Origin of the sequence: uncultured Microscilla sp., assembly GCF_947493425.1 — a bacterium.
Classification (GTDB): Bacteria; Bacteroidota; Bacteroidia; order Cytophagales; family Microscillaceae; genus Microscilla.
This window is the reverse complement of record NZ_CANLRP010000036.1, coordinates 1-24,722: the sequence shown is the minus strand read 5'-3', so window position 1 is coordinate 24,722 and position 24,722 is coordinate 1. Positions and strand designations below refer to the sequence as shown.

The window sequence follows — 24,722 nt, the reverse complement described above, 5'->3', positions numbered from 1 at the left end:
ACAAATGCAACAAAAAAAGACACAAAACCCATCCTCTATACAAACGACAAATGGCCAGGACAAAAAGAATAAGAAAAAAAAAGCGGCAATTATCCAAGCCAAAGGTTCTGAAGGAAAGCCTCTTCAACCTATTCAAAGCAAACAAGGAAAATTACCAGTCATTCAAGCAAAACAACGCCCAATACAACGCAGCAATGCTGCTAAAAATAACACCCCTATACAAGCTAAATTTGATGATTCTAAGCTTAATACAACCGATAAGCAAGCATTTACAGACAAGATAGATAGTGTAAAACAGAAAAACGCTTATTTTGAAGTTATTCACGATAGATTATCTACTTCTGGCTTTACTTACTACCTACAAATGGGTGGTATCAAGTCAAGAGGTGGGTTTATTCCAGGAAAACAAGGCGGCGGTACTATCGCATTTTATTCAACAGCTGCCCTCAATGATGACTATGCATTCATGGAAGAGTTTTTTCATGCCTACCAATCTGAGCATTATGGCTATGAAAACATGCTTAAAAAACCAGGGGCACAAAATATTCCGGGGGCATCTAATAAAGAATTTGAGGCACGCTTTTTCAAAGCACTCATCAGCATATTAGATGAAACAGGTGCTGGAGAACTACCAGGACAAGAAGGTTTAATGAAGTTTATTTATGGCTTGTTAGATGATGGTCCAGACTTTTCACTTGTTATGAACAAAACTAGTTTTACCCCTGAACAAAAGGCTGAGTATTTGCAACTAGTCGAAAACTTCAGAAAGTATTGGGAAACCCTTAATAAAAAGGATGGAAAAAATAATGTATATGATGACCCAAAAACTAATGAAGGGCCTGAAGCAACTTTTGATATTATTAGAAAAGTTTTAGAAAAGAAAAAATAACCCATGCGTCTACTCATTTTAGCTATCTTCTGCATCCAGTTTGTTAGGGCTACCAGCTTTGCCCAAACAACATCAGTAGGGAGCGAAAACCTGCCCGAAATACGCTTAAAGAACCCAACAAAAGTAGATCAAATCATTCACAAAGTATTGCCTAAAGATGTGTTCGAGCAACTACAGCCAGGTACCTTGTTGCTTGTTACGTTTAAGCTAAAGCCCAAAGGGACAGTGCAATCTCTGCGTTTTATAGCCTTACCCACCAAACTTAAGGCACGCGATGCCTCCCAAACCATTGCTGGTGAATACTTAAAGAAGCTCCGCACTTGCTTTCGCAAAAAATTGCGTTTTGTGATAGATGCAGCTTATAAAGATGACCGAGTAATGAGCAGATCTTTTGTTATAAAACCTCGCAAATAAACTTTACTGTGATTATTGCTCTAAAATACCTTTATATGCTTAAACCTTCCCTTGTATACCAGCACACCGTTGCTATATACCTTAAATACCAACGGAAACTTTACTCCTTTGCCTATATTTACATACTCCAGTTCATCGGCCAGCACCTCATATTCACCATTTTTTGGGTTGGGCATACCAGTAGTTAATATTTTACCACTGGCTGCTACAAATAAGTCCAGGCGATGAGTAGCATCTGACGCTTTTACAATGGCCACCTTTTGGTTTTGGTAAGTAGTTTCTTTGCGCCACTGCCACTGTACTTTTGGATTGGTGAGCATTCCCAAAAAATTGTAAAAAAACACATTGCTGAGCTTATCCGTCTCATCTTCCGACAACAAACGCTTGTGCTTGCCCCTTCCCTCCCACGCTTTGCCCTTTTTATAGTACTGTGTCACCTTTTTTCCTTGGCGGGTAAATGTTTTCTTAAGTCGCTTTCGCTTAAAATGTATCCATACCTCTTCGCTCAACCTGGCTTGCCCTGGCACCCCCATTTCTAAAGTATAACTCAACTTTCGCACTTTTTTTAAGGCTTTTTTACCCCCTAAAAACTGGATGATTTGTTGTTTTATTACCTGTCCTTTTGGTAGGTTTTGAGCAATCGTTACGTTTGCCCATAACAAGCATAGCCATACTACCAAAGTTGTTTTTTTAATTGCCTGCGTCATTATTTCTTCTGTTTACATTAACAATAGTCCATAGCCCCGACAAGGTTCTAGGTATACCTTGTTTAACTCCGTTGAGCTCATCACAGCAAGCTGTAGATTCGGTTCACAAGTAACCACACTTTTATATCACGTTGATTTTTAGCAACTTATAAAAAGCGTAGTTAATAGTATTTATCGATAATCGTTCACCTTGTTAAATACTGTAAACCAGTGGCGTATATTCAAATTGCGTACTCACTTTATTTTTAAAAGTGTTTCGGCTTTACGCCTAAACACCCCATTAAATAGTTTTTAAATTCATCAATAACTGATCACCAGCAAACAACTTTGACTAAAATCACTACGGAGCATTGCATTAAGGAACGTGATCGTTGGTGACAGTGAGAAAGCCACCATCGGATATTAAAATAATTATATCTTTTTTTATATGCCTAAAACCATTAAATTCACACAAATCATCAACATTATCGGGGCAGCTTCACTATGGAACACAAAAAACGCTATAGCCACCTGACGGGCAAAGAAAAAAAGAAAAACGAGCAAGAAGAAATTTCACCCGAAGAGTTTTGGCAACGTTTTGATTTTTATAAGAAAAAGTACGAAGACGAGCAAAAAAATACACCACCCGACACGCCTGAGCAAGCCCCTACCTCCAAGCAAAACGAAACCAGTACCACGCCCAAAGACAAGCCCAAAAATGAGCAGGAAAATCAAGGCAATTGGTATACCCAACGCCTGGCTTGGTACCAAAAACGCTACGAGGACGAACAAAAACAACGACAATTGGACAAGGAGGCTAAAGAGCCAGCCCCGGAAAAAGACCCAAAGAAAGACATAGAAAAAACGCTCGAACAAGACCTTAAACAACCAAATAAGACTACTGAAACCTCTGAAGTGTCAAGGCTAAAAGACACTGGCTCGGACAAGGAGACGGTGGATACCCCCTCTAAAAAAACCAAACCTGAGAAAAAAGACCGCGAGGTTACTATCAAATCTGCGACTCAGGCTTCGCCCAATGGCGGCACTGTGCCTCGTTTGCCCAATGGCGATCAACCAAAAGAAAAAGAGGTGCCTACCCAAGGCTCAAACCAAGAACTAAAAGGCGAAGGTGGCAAACGCACCATAGACATTAGTCGCCCCGAACTCTACGGCAAAGAGCAGCTTGTGATAGGTAAGATGACCGAGGAAATGAGTACCTTTAAGGGCGAAAAAGAAGGAGCAACCCAAGCCGGGCTCACCGCCAACGAAAAAAAGACGGTACGAACCCGCGAAGCCGCCAAAAAGAAGGAAGCCGCAGGCACCAAGTCGCGCAAGGCACGCCAAGCCAAACAAGAAACACCCCAAGACAAACTCAACGACGGACGCAAAGCAGGCATAAAAACCCAGATGAACGCCCGCCCTAAAGAAAACTACCGCCAAGACATAGGCGGGGCACAGCAAAAGCTGGCGGAAGAAACCCAGAAAAACATACCAAGCACCAAAGAACAGCTCGAAGATGAGGCGTACATGGAAAAGTTTAACCAAAGTACCATCAAAAGTTTGGAGGGCTTTGGGCAAACCATAGAGGGTGCCGTGGGCGAGGTACGCAACAACCACCTGGTGCAAGAACCTACCGATGTAGACAGTCCTGACCCTGGCACGCCGCTGCGCAACGAAGCCCCTATACAAGCAACCCCCGTGGTAGACCCCAAGGCAATGGAAGTAAAAATCAACGATCAGGACATTGCCTCGATCAAACAGACCAAAGCCGATAGTGTCAATGTATGGAAGGCAGAAGGCATAGGCGAAGGCGAGGAAATTAGCCGAAAGGATGTAGAAGGCGCCGAACCTCTAAAAGCAGCCGAGGCCGCTGACAAAGGCATAGAACAAGGTGCCACCCAAGGACCCGCCAATATAGAAAAAGCCGTCCAAAGCCACAATGCTACGATGGGGCGCCGCCTAAAAAGCAAGGAACAAACCAAGCGAGGCGAAATGCGCAAAAACCGCGACGAGCAACTCAAGGCGAGCCGTGGGCTGCAAGACCGTGCCAAGTCGCAATACGAAATGGAGCGCGCCAGGCTCACCACCGAAATGGACGCGGTGTATACCCGCACCCGCGACACGGTAAACAAAAAGCTGAGCGACCTCGACACCGAAATAAAGCTGCGCTTTAAACGGGTAAAAGACAAGGCAATTGCGGCATTTTCGGAAAATGTAAATACCCGCTTGAGCAAGTTTCATAACGACCGCTACCTCAATACGGGTTGGAACCTGATACCGGGGGCGTTGGTGGTAAACCTGGTGCGCTATGCCTTTGAAGACACCAGCAATTTGCCCGAAGTAATTGCCATTTTTGAGGACGAACGTAAGAAATTTATTGCCACTATAGACCGCGAGGTAAAGCATATCTTGGGCTATGTAAAACGCGAGGTAACGGCGTGCAAGGCGTTGATCAAACAAGCCCACAAAGACTTAGAAAAAATAGTGGCAAAGCAAGGCCCTGCCTTCAAGAAGGTAGCCGAACGTGCCTACGCCGACATTAGCAAAAAACTACAACAGCTCGACCAAAAGGTAAACAAAAAAGCGGCGGAGCTGAAAAAATACCTGGACACTGCCCGCAAAAAGGCCATTGAGGAGGTAGACAAAAAAATAGCCGAAATAAAGGAACGCCTGAAGGGTTTGCTGCACAACCTGGCGAAGTTTCTGGTAGATGCCGCCTACAAGTTCTTTAAGTGGGTACTCTCCAGCAGTGGGTTTAGCACCGAGCAAATCGACCAAATTATTAACCAAGGCAAACAGGTGCTCACCAAGATAGTGACCGATCCGATGGGCTTTTTCCAAAATATGGTCGATGCCGTGGGGCAGGGATTCAACAACTTTGTGGGCAACATTGGCAAGCACCTCAAAAACGGTTTCTTTGCCTGGCTCACGGGGGCAATGGCAGGCACCGGCTTGAACCTGCCCCAACAATGGGATTTGAAGGGCATTTTTTCGGTGGTGTTACAGGTCATGGGGCTCGACTGGACGGTGCTGCGCGCCCGCATTGCCAAAGAGGTGGGCGAAGAAAACCTGGCGCGCGCCGAAGAAGCCGGAGGCGCCGGACTGGAGCTGTTGCAAGCCATCAAGGAGAAGGGTTTTGTGGAGGCAGTATGGGATATGTTGGCAGAAAAAGCCGAGGAGATCAAAACCATGGTGATCAACGAGATTCAGAATTGGTTGATTGTGTCGGTAGTAAAGCAAGCCACCATTAAAATACTCTCGATGCTGAACCCCGCCGGGGCCATTGTGCAAGCCATTTTGATGATTTATGATTTTGCCATGTGGCTCATCAACAACTGGGAACGCATTGTGCAGATTATCCAAAATATTGTATCGTCGGTGGGTAAAATAGCCCTGGGGATGCTGGGCGAAGCCGCCAAGTTTATAGAAGACACCTTAGCCAACTTTGTGCCCCTGTTGCTCGACTTTATGGCGCGCATGATGCGCCTGGGCAATGTAAGCGCCCGCATCAAAAAGATATTGATGCGATTGAAAAAGCCAGTGGATGAGTTGATGGCGAAGGTAATGGCTTGGATTAAGAAGAAGTTGAGAGGGTTTAAGAAGAAAAAGAAGGGTGATAAGGGGAAAGAGAAGGAAGACGTCAAAAAAGACAAAAATAATAAGAATCAAAAAGATCAAGCTCCACCTGCTTCTATCAAAGTGCCCTTCTCAATGAATGGAGAGTCGCATCATGTTCGTGCTATTACTCAAAATAAAGGAGTAAAAATTGTAATGGCGAGTAAAATTGAACGTGAAATTTTCTCAAAAATTCAAGGGCAAATAAAAACCTTAGAGAAAATAGCCAAAAATATTAAGAACTCCCAGGCAGATAGAGATTTGGCAAACCTTGTAAAAGGTAAAATTCAAGATTTAAGGACAAAATTCTTTGATGACGTTCAAGTGGCTCATGGTCAATGGCGTTCTGGGCAGATTGATAAAAAAGCTTACAAAGCCAAGACAGAAAAGTTTTTAAGAACACTGGTAAAACAAATAGTAAAACGTGCTGAACAATATAACCTGAAAGATTTAGCCGAACTTAAAATTCATGAAAACTTCTTGAAGATAGAGCTAAATATAAAAGAACTATACAAAAATGTAGGTAGCTCCACTGCTACAGGTGACGGGCACTCTAACTCAGCGGCGGCAGCAGAAAGGTTTGGCTGGACTTATACAGGCTCTTCAACAAGCCCTTATCATTATGAACGAGCAATAAGAATTCGCGAAGAACTGTCTAAACATACACGAGAAATAGAAATACTGAGTAAAAAATATGGCAAACACTATCTTAAGTATGAAGCATACAAAGAAGGGGTACTGGCAATGAAAGATTGTGGGTTAGCAGTGGATAATCCAAGGCAGTATTTACTAAATATACCTTACAGAAAAGGAGGAACGAGTAAAAAAGATCTTTGGAAAGCATTTTTCCCTGGTATATCCAAGGCACAATTTATGCAAATGCCAGTAGACCCTGGTAATACAAGGCAAAACATTATTAGTAACATACCTTCTGATAAATATGGAGGGTAATTATGCAATAAAACATGTCAAATATTTTTTTTATAGCATTCAAAACTTGGAAGCAAAAAAATCGTGTGGAAGCTTTGAAGCTAATTAACGATCACTTTAAAAACAAATTTGGGAAAAAAGCTTTTCTTGATGAAGATATTACATCTGTTTGTGAGTGGTTTGATGAAAGTGATCCTGCAGATAACCTAGATAGATTTGATGTTGAAGTACGAAACTTCGCCCCTGATAAACTAGAATTACCTTTTGGTATTGTTTTTTGTGAGTTATGGGAATTAAGTCTTGATACTCAGTTACTATTTAAATTAATATATTGTGACCCCTATGACTTAGTGTATGAGCCATTTGCCGAAGATCTAGAAGATGTAATGGAAGGACATCAATTGCACTTAATACCTCCTTTGCTTGTTAAATATGCCCAAAAAGGTTTGATCTCTTGTGAACTAGGGGCAAACGTAGGTGTGGCAACTCTTCATAGAAGAAACATAGAGGAGATGGATGAAGACTTTGAGCCACTTAAGAGTATGCTGCTTGAGCAATTGGCTCCTGTGTTGGAAGCTCGTCCTGCCAATGCCTGGCAATTATTAGTAGACGAAAATCCTTTGCAAGTTTTACAAATCTTTTTGAGAGATCACTTTTTATTGGCGTATGATAATATACCTACAGAAAGATGGGCTATTCAACATAAACAGCATCCAGATTATGTAAAAGCAGTTCTTGATTCTTTAGTGTATGCCATTGAGAAGCACAAGAATAACACCCAATTAACAGAAATGGTACAATTAGATGGAGGATTTTATGGTGTAACTGATGGTAGGACTTGGCTCAAAGGTTTACATAAAGACTTATCTAACGAGGCATTTACTCAGAATTTATAAGGCGAATTTTATCCCAACCAAAAGGTACCTTAGCGTAGGCGAAAGCTTACGCTATCATCTGCTGAAGAAGACCATATTGGTAAATCAAACAAAAGCTGATTTTTCTCAACTCACGGAAGAATCTGCAGGTTCACAAGTTTTACTTAGTGATTTAATAAGTACCCATATGGCTAGTCGTAATATTAGGGTATTACTAGAATTTAAGGATGGAAGTAATATGATATTCTAATGGTAATAGATAAAAAAAATAAGGCAATAGGAGAGTGGTATCTTGAAGGCAGTGATACCTTTTTAAATGTTGATATTTCATTATATGAAAGCATGCTATCAAAGCTTGTAAGCATACTTAACATATTTTATAATGAAAAATTACTTTATCTTGATCATTTAGTTTTGCATGATTGGGTAAAGAATACTCAGCAAGAAACTCTGCCTACATCAAGTACTCAAGAAAGGGTTGTAATAGATGTAAAAAAACTACCTTTTGACCAGGTGAAGTCCACTTTTTTAGATACTTTAAAAATAGAATGCCAAAAAACACAAGCATATCCAATGATGATCGACTGTTTTGGCGATGGCTTGATTGAGGACATAACCAAGCCATATTTTGCCAAAAATCTGATATGGATAAGCATAGATATTATTATGGGGTATGTTTTTACTATTCGTACACAATCTGATGTATCTGGTCTTTCGCACCATTTTCACGAAATATTATTTTTTCAAATTAAAAAATAAGATACTTTATTTTGTGAATTTTCTTTTTAGTACATACTGTTTAATAATGAAGTCTAAAAAATTAGCCTAACCACGTAAAAGTACGACAAAACAGTGTGAATTATGAATTTTCGTTTTTAACCTGAAATAATGTTTTATTGTAGTTGATTGATTTTCAGATACTTATTAAATGCAAGTTTTTAAATAAAGGTGCGAAAGATCAGATGTATGGTTGCCTTATGACATTGAAAGTAATGAACAGTTTGAAGTTTATGAGTTAAACGCCCCTAGATTAGAAAAAGCACTTAGAACTATAGAAGATAATATTGGTTTAGAGATAGAAGTTGATGAGACATCAACAAAGTATGCTATACCTACACATTACGGATTGGAAAATTTTACAAACTCAGACAATGAACCATTAAATGTAGTTCGTTCATTTAATATCAATCTATTGTAAGATACATTTGCTAGTTTATATAAAAAGGGCTTTATGCCCTTTTTTTATTCGATAACTTGCTTGATCCTTATCAAAAACAAGATCAAGGGCTTTGGGAAGAAGGGCAAGAAGAAGAAGGAGACCAAAGACCAGACGAAAAAGGACATGAAGAAGGACCAGGGCAAAGATGGGGTAACGGACGTGGATAGGAAGAGGCATAGGGAAATTTTTGAGGAGATAAAAAAAGAACTTCAAAAACCCGAAAAGAAAAACAATACCTTTAGTAAATTTTATAAGTCTAAAACTCGTCGTGCTAAATTACTGGAAAAGAAGTATCAAAAGAGACTAAAGAAGGGTATAAAACTTAAAATAAGCTTTGGTACACTCGAGAAAGAGAAAAAAGATCAAGATATTGACTTTAGGGTAAAAATTGCTCCTAATAATATCGATGAGGAGTTCCCTGCCAACAATAATGGCAAAGGGGGAGGTAAGGGGATTAAATCTCCTGAAAAACTTCTTGAAGATTTTAAAAAGAAGTTTAAGGAAGAGCTTAAGAAAGATTATAAAGGTGCCGTTCAAGTGTTTGGGGGGGTAACTAGACGTGAAGTGAAGAACAAGTATCGTCCAATATTTGATAAAGCTGAACCAAAGAAAAAGAAAAAAGTAGTTGTAATTACTTGGACTATTGACGAAAGTGATCCTTACTGGGTAAAACACCGAGCATCATTGAGTTCGGCACGAGAGAAAGAGAAGATTTTTGGTAAATTAACTGGAGAAAACTCAGGAAAAAACCTTGGCTTAGGTTTAGAAGCTGAAATGCGCACTTTACCTACTGATATTAGCCAAGTAGAGTTTGCTCGTGTGATAGATTCTCTTAATAAAGATACGAACATAGGAGCTGTTATTGTACAATCTCCTCCCCCTAAGGGATTAGAGAATATTGTAAAAAAATTAAATCCTAAAAAAGATTTAGATGCACTTTCAGGAGACAAGGATAAGCGAATGTTTAAATATCCAGCTACTTCTGAAGGTATCGTACGAATTGTTGAGCCTTTTGCAGAAGCTGGCAAAAAGATCGTAGTATTAGGAGGGGGAGGTTTTATTGGTGAAGGTGTAATTACTATGTTGAGAGAAAAAGGAGTAGAACCTCATATAATAGACCCACGGGTAGTAGATGATTCTGGTTATCAAGGAAAAGATTTGGCATTGATGAAAAAATATGACATCATCATTTCTACCGTAGGCAAAGAGGGCTTAATAAAAGGAAAGGATTTGAAAGGTGATCATACACTCATTGTTGATACAGGGTTTGTTCCTCTAGAAAATGTAGATAAGCTCACCTCCAAAAATGTAAAAGGAGATGTAGACCCTACGGCAAAAAGCAAAACAAAATTTGTAACACCAGTGCCTGGGGGGACAGGTCCTGTAGAAATGGCAGTGTTAATGGAGCGGGTAGCCAAGTTGTTTGGAATTGAAGTACCTTCTTGGAAGGTAGAGGCTGACAATATAGAAAGCAAAGAGGATGGAGCAAGATTGAAACTTAAAGTTGTTTTTGATAAATAAAGTATTGATGGAAAATAAAAAAGTCATAATCTCTGAACAGGATGGTGTTCAGCACCTGAAAACTATTTTCAGATGGATGAACTCTGAGAGTATTCAGGAGCATTGCCTTTTACGACTATTTATCTGGAAAGACACACCAAAAGTGATTGTGGTAATATCAGAGCTCAAGAGTAACGCTGATGGTTCAGGGGTAGCATTAGGTTTTTATGGATTAAGCGAGATGATTATTGAAAGGTTTAGACGATATTTAGCAATAGATAAATGTGAAATAGAGTGGTTTCTACATTATGGTGGTTTTTCGGCTCATGAAAGTCTGGGCAATGAAATTTTGGAGAAAGTGATCCCTGAGATAGTACATGAGTTTGGTTTTGGAAAGCTTCCCGAAACAATCCGTATAAAATCAAACTTCTCAGAGTATTTGTCTGGAATAGAACTTGGCAAAATGCGTCCTATACTCAAAGAACTCAACTGGGAGTTACAAGATGGTTTTGGTGATCCTGAATGGGAATGAGTTTACCACCAAAATAAAAACCATGTTCATTAACTTGGGCAAGGTTTTATTTTATGCCCAAGGTAATAACTTTGCCATGTGGCTCATCAACAATTGGGAACGCATTGTGCAGATTATCCAAAATATTGTATCGTCGGTGGGTAAAATAGCCATGGGGATGCTGGGCGAAGCCGCCAAGTTTATTGAAAACACCCTCGCCAACTTTGTGCCCCTGTTGCTCGACTTTATGGCGCGCATGATGCGCCTGGGCAATGTAAGCGCCCGCATCAAAAAGATATTGATGCGATTGAAGAAGCCTGTGGATGAGTTGATGGCGAAGGTAATGGCTTGGATTAAGAAGAAGTTGAGAGGGTTTAAGAAGAAAAAGAAGGGGGGTAAAGAGAAGGAGAAGAACAAACAGGATGGGAAGGATACTCCTCAGAGTAAAAAGGTTAAAGAAAAAGCCAAACAAGAACTTACTCGTCATCATAATCTAAAAAATGAAGATCAATTTGAAAATATAGCACACAATGTAGAAAAAAAATTAAAACCTGAAGGGCTAAAAGATGTAGCCATAAGAGGAGGAAAGGATAAATGGGAAAAAAAGGTCTATGTAAAAGCCAGTCCAGAACACTTTGCAGCATTGTTATGGGATATTCATGAGCATTTTAATAATCGTGTCAAAGGGATTGTATGGATTGCTTGGGAGTTTGATAATAATCCTCTTTCAATAGATTACGTTCGAAATGTACCTAAAGGTGATCATGCAGAAGAAGTCCTTGCAAAACAATTTCCTGTTTTGCTTGATGAATACAAAAAACAAAATAACGGACAAGACCCAAAAGAGGTAGAGCTTGCCGTAAGAAAGGTTCCTTGCTTAAACAGATGTAACGGAGTGCTTACCAAACTTGCTAGACAATATCCTAATATTGACTTTAGTTTGTATTATTTAGATATTTATGAAGGTAGAGAAGGTGGACAGCTTGAGAACTCTGTGAATTCATTAAAGAAGTTCAAAAAACAAACTGTTTTTCTTAACTTAGATATGTTAGAAAGTGCAGTAAAAGATCCTTTACTCAAAAAAGCAGTAAAGGATTTTTATGCCAAAACGATACAACCTTACCAAAGCCTGTAATACATTTATGAAGGAGCAAGATTTAAGCAATCAATTTTTAAATACATTTCCCCCAGTAAAAGAACTTGTAGGATGGGAATCCATTAAATTAAGTAATAATGACATAAACTCCATACCTAACGATATTGCAGACTTATCCTCTCTTAAAGTACTGCATTTGGATGGAAACGAAATTAAGGAACTTCCTGAGAGTTTTGCTAACCTAACAAACCTAGAAGAATTGATTCTAGGGAGTGTGGTTGGTGGCAATATGTTTATGATATTTCCTTTAGCAATTACTCAACTCGCTAAACTCACTAAGTTATCTTTAGTTGATAATCAACTACAAGAAATCCCAGAGGAAATCAATCAACTGACCCAGTTATGTTTTTTGGATTTGGAAACAAATGAACTAAGTAATATTCCTTTGTCTTTGTCCGAGCTTGGCCTGCTTACTCATTTGAATCTGGGTTACAATAAGTTTACTAGTTTTCCTGAAGAAGTTTTACCTCTTTCTTGCCTTGAGGAACTATACCTGATGCAAAATCAAATAAAAGAAATTCCCAGTAATATTGGGAAACTGACCTCTTTAAAGGTTCTTAATTTAAATAATAATGAGCTAACCATATTACCAGACTCTATAGGGAAGATGGTTAATCTTGAAAAGTTGTACTTGACAAGTAACAATATAAAGGCAATACCTGATGGTGTGGTTTCCTTAAAAAAACTAAAAGAACTTACCCTATTCAAAAATTCATTAAAAAATTGCCCTAAAACAATTGCAACACTTACTAGTTTAGAGGTGCTCGATTTGGCAGCTAACCAAATTGAGGAGCTACCAAATGAATTAGCGCAGCTCCATCGTCTAAAGTTATTAGATTTAAGTAATAATCAACTTAGTCAGTTCCCTGAGTTTATTGGGAACTGTAAATCAATTGAGGAGTTAAACTTGCATCATAACCAAATAGAAAAATTAACAGAAAGCATTGGCAATCTAAAATTATTAAAAAGGTTGTATATGTCTGATAATAAACTTTTAGATATTTCATTAACTTGCGCTTACCTAGACGAGCTTCAAGAAGTGGATTTTTCAGGTAACCTTCTTACTAATTTTCCTGATCACCTTATAGCACTACAAAAGCTTACAAAGCTTAACCTCTCCCGAAATCAACTTAGTAAATTAGATAGCTATACTCAGCTTCCTCCCAATTTGAAAGATTTAACTGTTATGGGAAACAAACTCAAGGAAGTAAAAGGCTTAGGTCAAATAGTTTATCAGTCAATGGAGTCACTTTATTTAAGCTTTAACGAAATATCTTTTTTCCAGATTTCTCCCACACAATTTCCTCATTTACAAATTATAGATTTATCCAATAACAATCTGACAGATATTGACTTTGAAATCCCTCCTAGTATAGAGTATATTAAGTTGAGCAATAACCCCATACATCCTCAAAAACAAAAAAAAATATTAGAGCAATACTCTCAAGTAATTATTGATTTTTAGAAAATATGACTTCCTCGCGCGCATGATGCGCCTGGGCAATGTAAGCGCCCGCATCAAAAAGATATTGATGCGATTGAAGAAGCCTGTGGATGAGTTGATGGCTAAAATCATGCGCTTTATCAAAAACAAGATCAAGGGCTTTGGGAAGAAGGGCAAGGGTAAGCTTTTTACCTACAACTGGGAACACATTGTGCAAATCATCCAAAACATTGTACCATCAGTGGGCAAAATAGCCAGGGGCATGCTGGGTGAAGTCGCCTTCGTTGATAGCAAGCATACATTTAAAACCTCAAGCCGATTACCAAAATATCGTCCATTTGGCGATGCTCGCCTTGCCACTGGCGTAGCTCATGGTACAACATCTCTTTTTGACGCTCCAGGTCAAATTGTTGAATAGTGAGTAAAAAACGTTTAAAGTTTTTGGTCATATACTTTCTGTTATGCGGTCCGCCAAACTGATCGGCGTAACCATCAGAAGCAATGTAAATGGTGTCACCGTTTTGCAATTCTATATCAATTTGGGTAAACTGCTTTTTCTTCTTTTTAGATTTAAAGTTTCCACCAATCGAAAAAGAGTTGCCCTTGTACTCAAGCAATTCGCCTTGGCGCACCAAATACATCGGACGGTAGGCTCCGGCAAAGCTCAGTTTTTTCTCATAAATATTAAGCGCAATCAACCCCAGGTCCATCCCATCGCGTGACTTAGACTTCCCTTCTTGTTGGCGCAAAGCCTCGCTTACTCCAGCATCGAGCTTGGTCAAAATCTCATCGGGTCGTACTGCCCCTTGCTCAATAATGATTTTATTAAGCTGAGAATACCCAATCAACGACATAAAAGCGCCTGGCACCCCGTGCCCGGTACAGTCTACAGCTGCTACAAAGGTATGCTCGTTTTTTTCAGTCATCCAATAGAAATCTCCCGAAACAATGTCTTTGGGGTGGTACAATACAAAATGCTGCAAAAACCCTTTCAACATATCGCTGTTAGGTAAAATAGCTTCTTGAATGCGCTGGGCGTATTCTATACTTGCCGTAATGTCTTTATTTTTCTTTTCGAGTTCTTTTACCAGGCTGGCAATACGGTTGGCTTCTTCGAGCTCTTTTTCGGTTTTTTTACGTTCAGTAATGTCCCTTACCGACAACACCACCATAGTATCTTCATTGTAAGTTACCCGGCGTGCCTGTAGTTCAATCGGAAACGTGTCACCATCTTTACGCAACGCCATCGTTTCGTGCACTGCACGTTTGTCTATAATAGACACTTGCTCTATTTCTACCCGGTACTCTGGGGCAATAAACATCAAATAGTTTTTGCCTTGCAGATCGCTTACCTTATTATAGCCCAACATACGCGACAACACCGGATTGGCATCTTTTACGTCCAGGCTTTCTTCATTCAAAAACAATAAACCTTCTTGGGTTACTTCGGCAAGCTTACGAAAACGCTCTTCAGTCTGCTGAATTGTCAACAAGCTATTTTCGAGTTCTTTTTGGGCTTTTTGCGACTCTAGCAACAAGTGGTTGATTTGAGTCTGGCTACGCAAAGCATTGAGATTTGCCCCAATGGTTTCGCTCAGACGACGTAGCACCTCCAGGTGACGCTCTTCAAAAGCCTCAATACTGGTAAGTTCCAGCACGCCACAAAGTACTTCGTTGTAGATCAACGGCAGAATAAAAATATTTTTCGGATAAATTTCAGAAGTTCCCGAAAGGGTCTCAAAATGACTACTTTCTATGTTTTGTACATAAATGGCTTCACGGCTTTTGGCTACCTGTCCCACCATTGTTTCGCCCAGTTCGAGCTGTTGCCTTACTTCATAAAAATCCTTGGCTACCGCATGTCCTCCCGTAGCAAGCAAGCGTTGTTGCTCTTCGTCAAAGGCATAAATAACCGCCTGAAGCCCATTCACAAAAGGCACCAGGTGAGTAAGCAAGTGGTCGCTCCAACTATACAAATCCTGGTTGTTTTTCCAGTTCATCACCGCCGAAAAATGACTCACTGAATTATCGAAAAAACGGGCAGTTTCCAGCTTTTCGTTCAAACTTATAATTTCTGAGGCTTCTTCTAGCTCTCGGTTTTTCAGCTTTAGTTCGTCGTGCGCCGAGGTCAGTTCCATTTGAGTACGCAACAAGTTGTTGTTAATCTCGGTCAACACCTCCGAGTTTTGCCGAGTACGCTCTTCTTCTTCTTTGAGCGAGTCGTAGGCTTGTTCCAGTTCCTGATTTTTTTGCTGCGATTGACTGGTGGCTTTTTGAATGCCATCGAGGTACAACTGCAAGCGACGCACTACAGGTTGAAATATTTGAAACTCTTGCAAAATAAGGGTAAGAAAGGCAATCAAGAGCAAGCCTATTTGAATGTTGTGCAAACGACGGATAGATGTTTTAGCCTCTTGGTCGTATTGATTGGCTATAGCATCCATTTGTCTGATGTAGTCGTCTTCGTTGAGCAAAATAAACTGTACAGCACGTTTGATGAGCAATCGGTTGATTCGTTTTTTTAAGATGAGGGCATCCAAACGATCGCAGGCGTGGCGCAAGGGCTGGTAATACTTATCGGTTTGTTGATACATTGCCCGTATACTATCACTGTTTTGCACCATTGCCCCTTTGGTAGAGTCGCCATAGTGTAGCTCTGCCTGACGCACCTTCCATACCTTGAGCATTTTCTGAAATAACGCTACCTTGTCTTTACAGTCGCGGGCGCTATTGCAATGTTGAATGAGCAATGCTGTTTTGGCAATTTGTTCACTCAGTAAACGCTGCTTGCCCACATCATTGATCTGTTGGGTATATTTCGATTGATCTCTCAATTCATAACTAATCAACAAATAACTGGTAAGAAACATGAGGGCAGTAATGGTAAGGGCAAAACGATAGCGCTGGGTAAAATGCTGGGTGGGTTTAGGGTCGGTTTTTATTACATCCGATACTGCGTTTATTTGGGTATGTTCCCCATTAGAAGGCAAGGTATTTTGCGTGGAACCATTGGCTTGCACTGGCTTTTCGTGCTTGTCCACTTCACTGTTTATTTTATTCGAGGAAGAGTTCTCCAAAAGACTTTGCTATTAGTTGGGCGATATATTGTGATAAATAGCTACACGCCATTGGATGCCAATATACATCGGAGCAATGAGCTACAAGAAATAGTATGCTTAAAATCTGTCACACCTGTTTGTCAGATGTAGGTTACCTACGCAAAAATAAATGCAGTAGGTGCTAAAATCAAATATAGCCAGCTATCCTTTTATTCACAAGTGAGCGGTTTTATATTTTTGGGTAGTCAACAGCGGGCTACTCACCATACCAGCACTTAGTCTTGTAGATGGGCTGGCAACAAGTCGCTCATATCTTCCCCCTTAAGGCGCATAGCTACTTTGCATTTGTACACGCCCTCTTGTGCTTGTGACTTTAACACCACAAATTGCCCTCCGGCAGCTTTGGCAATTGTTCGGTCAAAACTCATCATTTTATAACAAGCTTCTACGTCGCCCGACCCCTGCAAAGGGCAAGGGGTATGAATTTCGGCATATACCGTACGGGCATCTATTTTGGTAATGGGCACATGCTTCATGCTCGGAAAACCTTGTTGCCACTTTACCCCCAGTTTGCCGGGCGAATCGGTTTTTTGAATATTTTTGGCAATAATGCGGCTCCAAGCCAGTAAATGGTTGAGGGTGTACCCCAAGAAGTTAAGAAATTTATATCGAAACAAAAACGCCTGTACAACAAGCATTGTTTTAACAGTGTATTTGGTGAGTGTTTTTTTGAACTGGGTCATAATGCCGGGAAAATGGATGGTGTTTAAATCATCTGAGTTACAATATACACAATCTGTGGTTTTATCAAAACACTAAACAAACATCCACTTTATAATTCAACACACATGATTTTAACTATATATACCGATGGGGCTTGTCATCCTCCTAGCCAAACGGGTGCCTGGGCAGCTATAATATTTGCTGCCAACAACGAAGAAGACACAGTATTACAGGGCATTGCAACTCATACTACCCACCAACGCATGGAACTAACTGCCGTAATAGAGGCTTTGTGTTATACGGAGAAAAAAGCAACACCTCTCTCTAAAGTAGCTTTGTATACCGATAGCCAGTATGTAGCAGACTTGCCTACCCGACGCAAGAAAATTGTGCAAGAAAATTTTATTACTAAAAAAGGTACTGTGAGACAAAATGCCGATTTACTCAAAGTTTTTTTTGGTCTACTGGATCGGCTTGAGGTAGAATTCTACAAAGTAAAAGCCCACCAAAAGCAGGGCGATTTGCCCAACCACAACCGCAGGGTTGACAAGTGGGTGCGTAAAGTGTTAAGAGAGTATTTGAGAAGCTAACCAACATACTTCATAAACTTACAGCTGGTTTAAAATTAGCCGAAAGGCAAGGGTTGACTCATAACATACGCTAAAAAATTACAACTTTTAACAACCTCGCTTTAGAACCACCCTTAAAAAACAACAAACCGCTCAATAAACTAAAGTTATTGAACGGTTCTGATTTTCTTTCTTCTTTGATAAACTAAATTATTATTTACTAGCGATACTCAGGGCGTGGCGGTGGATTTAGCGGATCGTCTACCCTACCCCTTTTCAATTTACTTTCTTGTAACATTTTACTTTGTGATTTTAATTAATAATTAAACTACGTCTGCTGGTTAAGACAGATCGCAAGCTTCTGAAGCGTGCTCATTGCACTTGATTTGCCTCAGTGAAAGAAAAGATTTTAATATATAGTAATACGAGCTTGTTTAAGGTTTAGCTTCGCTGAGCTTGCCCTAAAGGGCTGCGGTTTTCCAAATGATTCAAAACTAGCTTTTTGATTACATGCTTCGTTGTGTAAATACTGATTTAGCCCTGCTAAACTCCGTCTTACACGCCTCGCCTGAAATCAAAAATTAAAATTTTGCGCTCAAAGCATAAACATTAAACAATGTTCTATACATTAAAAGGGTTGAACAAGAAGTTTTGTAATGATTTATAGAATTATTTTTATAAAGTGCGGGGTTGAAAAAGCTTTGATCACTGCACAACAATTGTTTTTTGATAAGGCAAAGATAAGACATTTGTACCGTAGAAACGGAGATATGTAAGTTTAACTGGTTTATTCTATACAAGAGCTTTTTAGAGTGGTTTTCTTGCATCAAATGCGTATGTTTAGCCCAATGACTGGATTATATGAAGGCAAAGTGTTACTTTTACCATTGCATTTTATGCTTTTTTTATGTTAAATCCTATGTGTTATCACAGTGGGTGACAACAAACCAATCATCAAACATAGCAGTGGGTATGAAAAAACACTTAATAGTTGTGTGTCTGTTGGGAATGTATTGCTATGCATTTGCTCAGCAAAAAGCCAAGGTTGACTCATTGAAAAGGGTACTTATCACCAAGTTGCCGCATAAACAACGAGTAGATACTTATAACCAGCTTGCCCGCCATCTGCAAAAATCTGACACCACTCAAGCTGCCCTTTATTACACCAAAGCGGTTCGCCTGGCCACCCAACACACCTATGCCAAAGGCTTGGCAAACGCCCATTACCTTAGAGGTTGGGCACACCTTGTAAAGCAACGCTATACCCAAGCCGAGGTACTCATGAACAAAGCCCTGCAAGTAGCCCGCAAAGCCCAAAACAAAGCCAGCGAAATGAAAGCATACCAGGGTTTGGCGGCTGTGTATTTTTACAAAGAATCGCCCAAAGAGGCTGAAGCATACTGCCAACAAGTAATTGCACTTGCTCAAGAACTCAAAAAACCTCAGGTAATCCTGTCTACCCGATTTAATATGGCGTTGCTTTACGACCAACTGAAAATTTATGACAAAGCTTTGAGCTATTATACCCAATGCCTAAAGCTAAGCCAACAGTTAAAAGATACCCAAACCACCATGGAGGTGTATGCTTGCCTCGCCGAAATGTACCAAACCAAAAGTGACTATGACAAAGCATTGAAGAGCTATCAAAAGGCATTAGCAATACAGCAAAAGTCCAGAGATAGTATGGGAGTGGCCAATACGTATAACAATGTAGGGATGGTGTACAGCAGTAAAGGCAACTACAAACAGGCTTTTACCATGTATTTTAAAGCATTGGCTATTCAGGAAAAGCTTAAGCCAACCCGCGACAACAAAGAAAGACTCGCCAATACAATCAACAATATAGGGGTGTTGTATTATGAACAAAAAGATTATCCAAAGGCTAAAGAGTATTATGAACGCAACCTAAAGATTAGTCTGGATACCAAAAATGAGGAATCTATAGCGACTGCTTATAATAACCTGGCGTTGATTTTTGAGCATACCCATCAACACTCACAAGCCGAAGCTTATTACAAAAAGTGTATACAGTTGGGCAAAAAAATTGACTACCAACAAATTTTAGGGTGGGCTTACAACGGAATGGCTATCATACGGCAAAAAGCCGGGCAATATACCAAAGCCGAAAAATGGGTCAATCAAGCGATTGATATACGAAAAAAACTGGGAATGAGCGAAGACCTGACCCAGAGTTATAATACCTTGGGCAAAAATTATTTGCTGCAAAAGCAATACAATGAAGCAATGACTTATTACCAAAAAGCGGCTGATATTGGCAAAAAAACAGGCAATCTTCTCAATTACAAAGATGCGCTCAAAGGACTGAGTATTTGTCTGGAAGCAGTGGGCAAACCCACCAAGGCACTGACCAACTACAAGCTATACCACCAAATATCAGATAGTTTGATTAATACAGAAAATATAAGAAAAATGGCTTATCTGGCAGCTACGATTGATTTTAAGAAAGAAAAAACAGCGTTAACGCTTGCCCAACAAAAAGAACGGGCAGCGTTTGCCAAAGATACCAGACAAAGAAAGTATACCCAGCGTGTTACTTATATGGGCTTGGGCGTAGCCCTCATGCTGGTAGTGGTGTTATGGCTGTTTTACTTTAGCAAACAAAAAAGTAACCGTGCACTGACCCTGCTTAATGAACAAATATCGGATGCCAATGAAAGAATTGTACAAGAAACCAATGCTCGCAGGGATACTGAAAAAGAGAAGTTGCAAAGCGAGGTAAAACTCAAAAACCAGCAATTGGCTTCACAAACATTGCATATGCTACAGAAAAACCAGATTCTTAACGATTTGAAAACGCTGGTGGGTGAAGTACGCAAACAGAAAGATTTGAATGATGCCAAGGCTAAGTTTTCACGCCTGGCAAACCTGATTGATCACGGCATTAACCTGGACAAAGACTGGGAGGGTTTTCAACGTATATTTGAGCAACTTCACCCTGAGTTTTACGCCAACCTAAAAAACAGCTATCCAGTGCTTACCTCCAACGACCTGCACTTGTGTGCTTTGCTTAAACTCAACCTGAGTTCGCGCGAAATTTCTGACTTGCTGGGCATTGCCCAGGAAAGCCTCAAGGTAAAACGGTACCGCTTGCGCCAAAAAATGGGGTTAGACTCTGATAAAAATCTCAATGAGTTTATTCTGACTTTTGACGCGGTTTAGCGACATTTTCAACCCAATGTTTTTTAAGCACAACTACCCATCTACTTGTAACAAAGGTAATACTACCTGACTTTGTTTTTTTTGAGTGTGTTCTTGTACTTTTTGTGGGGTATAAAACTGATAAATCTGGTTGAGCTCAACCAACCAATCCTGGGTAATATACTCAGGGGCATGCAGTTTTTTGAGCCCACTATACGTCACTATCAGATTTGCTTCATGGTTGGTGCTTAATATAAGCGTCAGTGGCCGAATAGCATCGTACAGGTGGGTTTCTAAAACCTGCTCAAATACTTTTTGCAATGCTTTGGAAGGTAACAAATACTGAAGCGTATCAGGTGCCAATTGCTGATGCCACTTGAGCATTGCAGGTTTTTTAATATTTATAAGATCAATGTAAATATTGACAAACTCAAGTTCTTCGGCCAGCGTAATTAATTCTTTTTCGCTGTTGGTAATATTGTATCGATAAAACAAGGAGAGTTTTTTGATAAACTTTTCTGACAAATCAGGGTCTTGGTGTACCAGCTGAATCAAAGTTTCAAGGCTGGCAAACCAAAAGCGGGGATGAATCTGGTTTTTGAGAGTTTGTAGTTGGTTCGCCACTGTTTCTTTGTGCAGTTGCTCTGCCTTGAGTTGTGCCACGTGAAAATCCCGGAAAAAACGCCAGCCAAAATACACAATGTTCAACAATACCACCGTAAACCCAAAAGTAGAGTACACCCTTACCTTTTTAATCACTACCGAATGTGCTACATCTTCAAGCTCTTGAAAATGCCTCAAGGTATTGAGCGTAAAACTAGGCATTACTGCATCGACCAAGGCAATCAACCCCACCATTACCCCCAAACTAAACAAACCTTGAATAATTGCCCGTTGCTTAAATTGATGCTTAACAGGCAACCATTGGTCTAACCAGGCTGCTACTGCCCACAAAGTTTCTACAAAAATCCCCATTATAAGCAGGGCATACAAATGATCGGGAATGTGGTAGTTTTGTTGAATAAAATCAAAACTATCGTGAATAAATATGCTGACAAAGTAAGCCAGGTTACCCGCCAATAAAGCCAACAGCAAGCGGTGCTTACGCAAGTATGGGTTCAAACGATTCATGAGGCAACAGGCTTTAAAAGTGGCAACTTGACCATAAACAAGGCTGGAGTTTTGGATACTTCTACTTTTATATCGGTAAAAAAAACATAACGACTCAAAATATTGTTGAGCCCTATATGCAACGAAGCTTCGGGCTGCTGCCGAACCTGTAGGTTATTTTGTACCAACAAAAAATCGCTTTGAGTAGCAATATGTACCCTCAGAGGACGATCTTTAGAAATTTCGTTGTGTTTAATGGCATTTTCTACCAACATTTGCAGCGTAAGCGGAGGAATCATACCAGGAGCTTTGGCAGGGTCTATGGTCATATTCACCTCCAGGTTGCGCCCATAACGTACTTTTAACAAGTAACAATAAGCCTTGGTAAACTCTAGCTCTTGCTGAAGCGAAATCAAATCGCGGTGGCTGTTTTGTAGTACATAATGAAAGATGTCTGAAAGCTTACGGATAAAAACCTCCGATTGTTGGGCATCTTTATGCACCATTGTAGACAAGGCATTGAGGCTATTAAACAAAAAATGAGGACTAATCTGGCTCTTAAGCACCGAAAACTGAGACTGTAGCTGTTGTCGTTCAATACGTTCTGTTTCCAGTAGGGTTTGCTGAAGGCGGGTAAAATAATAGGCGGCCAAACCTCCGGTGTTGTAAGTACTCACAATGAGCAAAATGGCTATAGCCCCCGAAGTACCCCGGTTGTTGTACCAATCGGTAAAAATAGGCCGTAAGGCAAGTCCTTCGGTTTGGGCAAAATGACCAAACATGGCGACATAAACAATAAAGACAGGTATCAACAACGCAAATACAATGAGTAAATGGCTGACAAACTGTACACAAAAAAAACGAATCAAATGATTCTTTCGATCAATGCGCTGCATCAGGTATTGGTTACAATAAACCAAAAGCGGATAAAAAAATGCGCCCAATAAAACGCTCAACAAGGTAATGTCCCACTCTTTTATGATATCTGGCATACGCCCTTCGTTGTTGAACAAAATATATGCCCTCACGATCAACCCCAAAACAGCTCCTATGCTTATATAATAAACTTTCTTTTTCACCTGTTATCCTTTTCTTATAAATATAATAAAGCCTTGGGCTTTTGCCAATAGTTAACCCCTGAGCAAGGATTTTGACCACTCGAGCAGGTATAATCAAGGGTCCAAAGAAAACTAAAAGCAAAGGGTGTTTTGTAGAATAAGGAATGATATAGCAATAGCACTTTATCTTTACACCATCTCATTCTTAAGTAGGTGACATACGCAAAAAGCCCGATCATCTTCACAATGATCAGGCTTTTTATTTGTGTATTGTTATCACAGTTTATTGTTTCTTTACAGGTATGTTTACCTTTAACTTGTCCCAATAAAGGTGAATAACTGCTCCTTGCTTTTCGCCATCTTTTATGTCAATTGTAAAACGCTCAGTCACACTGTCAGTATTATTGGCAGACACTTTTACCCTGGTTACATCCTTTTCTTTGTCATATTGGGTGCCCCAGCTTCGTTGTCCCCAGAAAGTACGGTTGCCACTATTTAAAATAATGGTCCACTCGTTTTCGGTAGGTATAGAAAACAACGCATAAGACCCCGCTTCTACTTTGGCATTGCCTACAGTTACGTCTTGGTTAAAGGTTACTTCGGTTATTTCGTTAGCTCCGGTTCTCCATACTTTGCCATAAGGCACAATATTTCCAAAAATCACTCGGTTCTTTTTAGACGGCTGGCAATATTTTATGTCAATTTTAAGCCCATTCTTGCTGTAGTTTGCGGTAGCATCAGGACTATAACGTTTGGTATAACTGCGTATACCCCAAAAAGCCATCACGAGTACTACTACAATGCCTAAAAGAATAATGAGTACTTTCTTCATAAGTAAAATTTGGTATATATAAAAAAGCTTGTTTTTTTCACAAGATTACTTAATGTCTTGGAAACCTGCTATTTATTTGACTGATTTGTCGTAACTAGAACATTCAAAATTAGTGAAAAGTTTAATAAAAAGAGCAATTATTGTATGTTATTGAAAAGTTAAATGGCTTCTGCTTTTCGGGCAGCCTGTAGCTTGGCTTTATGATATTCTCTCAGTTTTTGCAAGCCATGCATGGTACAAAGCCCCTTGAGGTAAGGCAATAACATACTGTTGTACAAAGGCTCATAGTTTTGTTTATACTTGCCCTGAAGGTCTTTATGCTCTATCATGGCCCTTATCAACAACACGATGGTATCTACTGCCAGCTCTACGTCAAGGTTTTTATGAAAAAGACCTTGCTTAATTCCCCTCATCATCAAGCCTTTGGTATACTTAAAGTCAAAGTAACTCTCGGTTTCCCATATCTCAGGATAATAAAAGGCAATGTCATTGAAATATGCAGGATCTATCTGGACCACTTCACCCAAAAAGGCATCATGAATGCTGATAATAGCATCCAGTACATTTTCATCTTTTTCGTCAATAATGCGTTGCGCCATTTCACTCATTTGGTACTTGTGTAACCTAATACAGGTAAGCACCAAGCCGGTTTTGCCGTCAAACATTTTATAAAGCGTTTTGCTGGATACGTTCAAAGCTTGTGTTACCTCGCTCATGGTCACGTTTTTGATTCCTTTTTGCAAAAATAAGTGTAATGTTTTCTCGATGTATAATTGCTTTTTATCCATAATTAAAGTACCCGTTAGGGTTTAAAAGGTGTGAATACACAAAATTAGGAAAATATATTGAAAGGAATATTTTATTCAAAAGTTGCTTTTCCCCCAAGGTTAGATTATTTAGGAATGGTACCAAAATAAATTTACATTCTTAACCTCATCTTTTGAGGCTATACTTTGTTAAAAAATAGCCGAAT

General features: G+C 39.7%; 21 protein-coding genes. 13 read left to right on the top strand and 8 right to left on the bottom strand.

Annotated elements, in window-relative coordinates; genetic code table 11:
- Positions 1–4 precede the first annotated feature (4 nt).
- Both Q0954_RS11890 and Q0954_RS11885 read left to right on the top strand, forming a co-directional pair.
- Positions 5–889, top strand: coding sequence for a hypothetical protein (locus tag Q0954_RS11890; protein WP_299457056.1), 885 nt, complete (start codon positions 5–7; stop codon positions 887–889).
- A 3-nt stretch (positions 890–892) separates the two neighbouring features.
- The gene (locus tag Q0954_RS11885; protein ID WP_299457055.1) at positions 893–1,303 is read left to right on the top strand and encodes a hypothetical protein; all 411 of its coding nucleotides are present in this window, start codon (positions 893–895) and stop codon (positions 1,301–1,303) included.
- A gap of 20 nt (positions 1,304–1,323) precedes the next feature.
- Here the strand turns inward: Q0954_RS11885 and Q0954_RS11880 are convergent, their stop codons facing one another.
- Positions 1,324–2,010 carry a hypothetical protein gene (locus Q0954_RS11880; RefSeq protein ID WP_299457054.1) on the bottom strand — a complete coding sequence of 229 codons (687 nt, stop codon included), beginning with the start codon at positions 2,008–2,010 and terminating at the stop codon, positions 1,324–1,326.
- Positions 2,011–2,493: 483 nt separating this feature from the next.
- Between Q0954_RS11880 and Q0954_RS11875 the strand changes: the two genes are divergently transcribed.
- From Q0954_RS11875 to Q0954_RS11835, 9 genes are all read left to right on the top strand, one after another.
- A complete protein-coding gene (locus tag Q0954_RS11875; RefSeq protein WP_299457053.1) occupies positions 2,494–6,555 on the top strand; it encodes a hypothetical protein in 4,062 nt (1,353 codons plus the stop codon).
- 14 nt (positions 6,556–6,569) lie between these two features.
- Positions 6,570–7,430 (top strand): hypothetical protein, encoded by an 861-nt coding sequence (locus Q0954_RS11870; protein WP_002706123.1) that lies wholly within the window; start codon positions 6,570–6,572, stop codon positions 7,428–7,430.
- Positions 7,431–7,658: 228 nt separating this feature from the next.
- Positions 7,659–8,168, top strand: coding sequence for a hypothetical protein (locus tag Q0954_RS11865; RefSeq protein ID WP_299457052.1), 510 nt, complete (start codon positions 7,659–7,661; stop codon positions 8,166–8,168).
- Positions 8,169–8,379: 211 nt separating this feature from the next.
- Positions 8,380–8,607, top strand: coding sequence for a hypothetical protein (locus Q0954_RS11860; protein ID WP_299457051.1), 228 nt, complete (start codon positions 8,380–8,382; stop codon positions 8,605–8,607).
- A 56-nt stretch (positions 8,608–8,663) separates the two neighbouring features.
- Complete coding sequence (locus tag Q0954_RS11855) at positions 8,664–8,795, top strand: hypothetical protein (protein WP_299457050.1); 132 nt, start codon at positions 8,664–8,666, stop codon at positions 8,793–8,795.
- Positions 8,788–10,149, top strand: a complete 1,362-nt coding sequence (locus Q0954_RS11850) for a tetrahydrofolate dehydrogenase/cyclohydrolase catalytic domain-containing protein (protein WP_299457048.1) — start codon at positions 8,788–8,790, stop codon at positions 10,147–10,149. The genes Q0954_RS11855 and Q0954_RS11850 overlap by 8 nt, the downstream gene beginning before the upstream one ends.
- 7 nt (positions 10,150–10,156) lie before the next feature.
- Positions 10,157–10,660 carry a hypothetical protein gene (locus Q0954_RS11845; RefSeq protein WP_299457047.1) on the top strand — a complete coding sequence of 168 codons (504 nt, stop codon included), beginning with the start codon at positions 10,157–10,159 and terminating at the stop codon, positions 10,658–10,660.
- A gap of 22 nt (positions 10,661–10,682) precedes the next feature.
- Positions 10,683–11,774: a hypothetical protein gene (locus Q0954_RS11840; RefSeq protein ID WP_299457046.1), complete on the top strand. Its 1,092-nt coding sequence runs from the start codon at positions 10,683–10,685 to the stop codon at positions 11,772–11,774.
- 7 nt (positions 11,775–11,781) lie between these two features.
- Entirely contained in the window at positions 11,782–13,260 is a 1,479-nt protein-coding gene (locus Q0954_RS11835; RefSeq protein ID WP_299457045.1) for a leucine-rich repeat domain-containing protein, read from the top strand.
- Here Q0954_RS11835 and Q0954_RS11830 read toward each other — a convergent pair.
- The 3 genes from Q0954_RS11830 to Q0954_RS11820 form a co-directional block, all read right to left on the bottom strand.
- A complete protein-coding gene (locus tag Q0954_RS11830; protein ID WP_299457044.1) occupies positions 13,247–13,465 on the bottom strand; it encodes a hypothetical protein in 219 nt (72 codons plus the stop codon). The genes Q0954_RS11835 and Q0954_RS11830 overlap by 14 nt on opposite strands.
- 76 nt (positions 13,466–13,541) lie before the next feature.
- Positions 13,542–16,280, bottom strand: coding sequence for a GAF domain-containing SpoIIE family protein phosphatase (locus Q0954_RS11825; protein ID WP_299457043.1), 2,739 nt, complete (start codon positions 16,278–16,280; stop codon positions 13,542–13,544).
- A 293-nt stretch (positions 16,281–16,573) separates the two neighbouring features.
- On the bottom strand, positions 16,574–16,996 hold the full coding sequence (locus tag Q0954_RS11820; protein ID WP_299457042.1) for a hypothetical protein: 423 nt from the start codon (positions 16,994–16,996) through the stop codon (positions 16,574–16,576).
- Positions 16,997–17,146: 150 nt separating this feature from the next.
- Between Q0954_RS11820 and Q0954_RS11815 the strand changes: the two genes are divergently transcribed.
- Positions 17,147–17,611, top strand: coding sequence for a ribonuclease H (locus Q0954_RS11815; protein ID WP_299457041.1), 465 nt, complete (start codon positions 17,147–17,149; stop codon positions 17,609–17,611).
- A 951-nt stretch (positions 17,612–18,562) separates the two neighbouring features.
- Entirely contained in the window at positions 18,563–20,770 is a 2,208-nt protein-coding gene (locus Q0954_RS11810) for a tetratricopeptide repeat protein (RefSeq protein WP_299457040.1), read from the top strand.
- A 33-nt stretch (positions 20,771–20,803) separates the two neighbouring features.
- Here the strand turns inward: Q0954_RS11810 and Q0954_RS11805 are convergent, their stop codons facing one another.
- From Q0954_RS11805 to Q0954_RS11790, 4 genes are all read right to left on the bottom strand, one after another.
- Positions 20,804–21,880 (bottom strand): histidine kinase, encoded by a 1,077-nt coding sequence (locus tag Q0954_RS11805; protein WP_299457039.1) that lies wholly within the window; start codon positions 21,878–21,880, stop codon positions 20,804–20,806.
- Complete coding sequence (locus Q0954_RS11800) at positions 21,877–22,938, bottom strand: sensor histidine kinase (RefSeq protein ID WP_299457038.1); 1,062 nt, start codon at positions 22,936–22,938, stop codon at positions 21,877–21,879. Before Q0954_RS11800 ends, Q0954_RS11805 begins: the two co-directional genes overlap by 4 nt.
- A gap of 262 nt (positions 22,939–23,200) precedes the next feature.
- On the bottom strand, positions 23,201–23,749 hold the full coding sequence (locus Q0954_RS11795; protein WP_299457037.1) for a DUF2911 domain-containing protein: 549 nt from the start codon (positions 23,747–23,749) through the stop codon (positions 23,201–23,203).
- Positions 23,750–23,907: 158 nt separating this feature from the next.
- Complete coding sequence (locus Q0954_RS11790) at positions 23,908–24,537, bottom strand: TetR/AcrR family transcriptional regulator (protein WP_002701787.1); 630 nt, start codon at positions 24,535–24,537, stop codon at positions 23,908–23,910.
- Positions 24,538–24,722 lie beyond the last annotated feature (185 nt).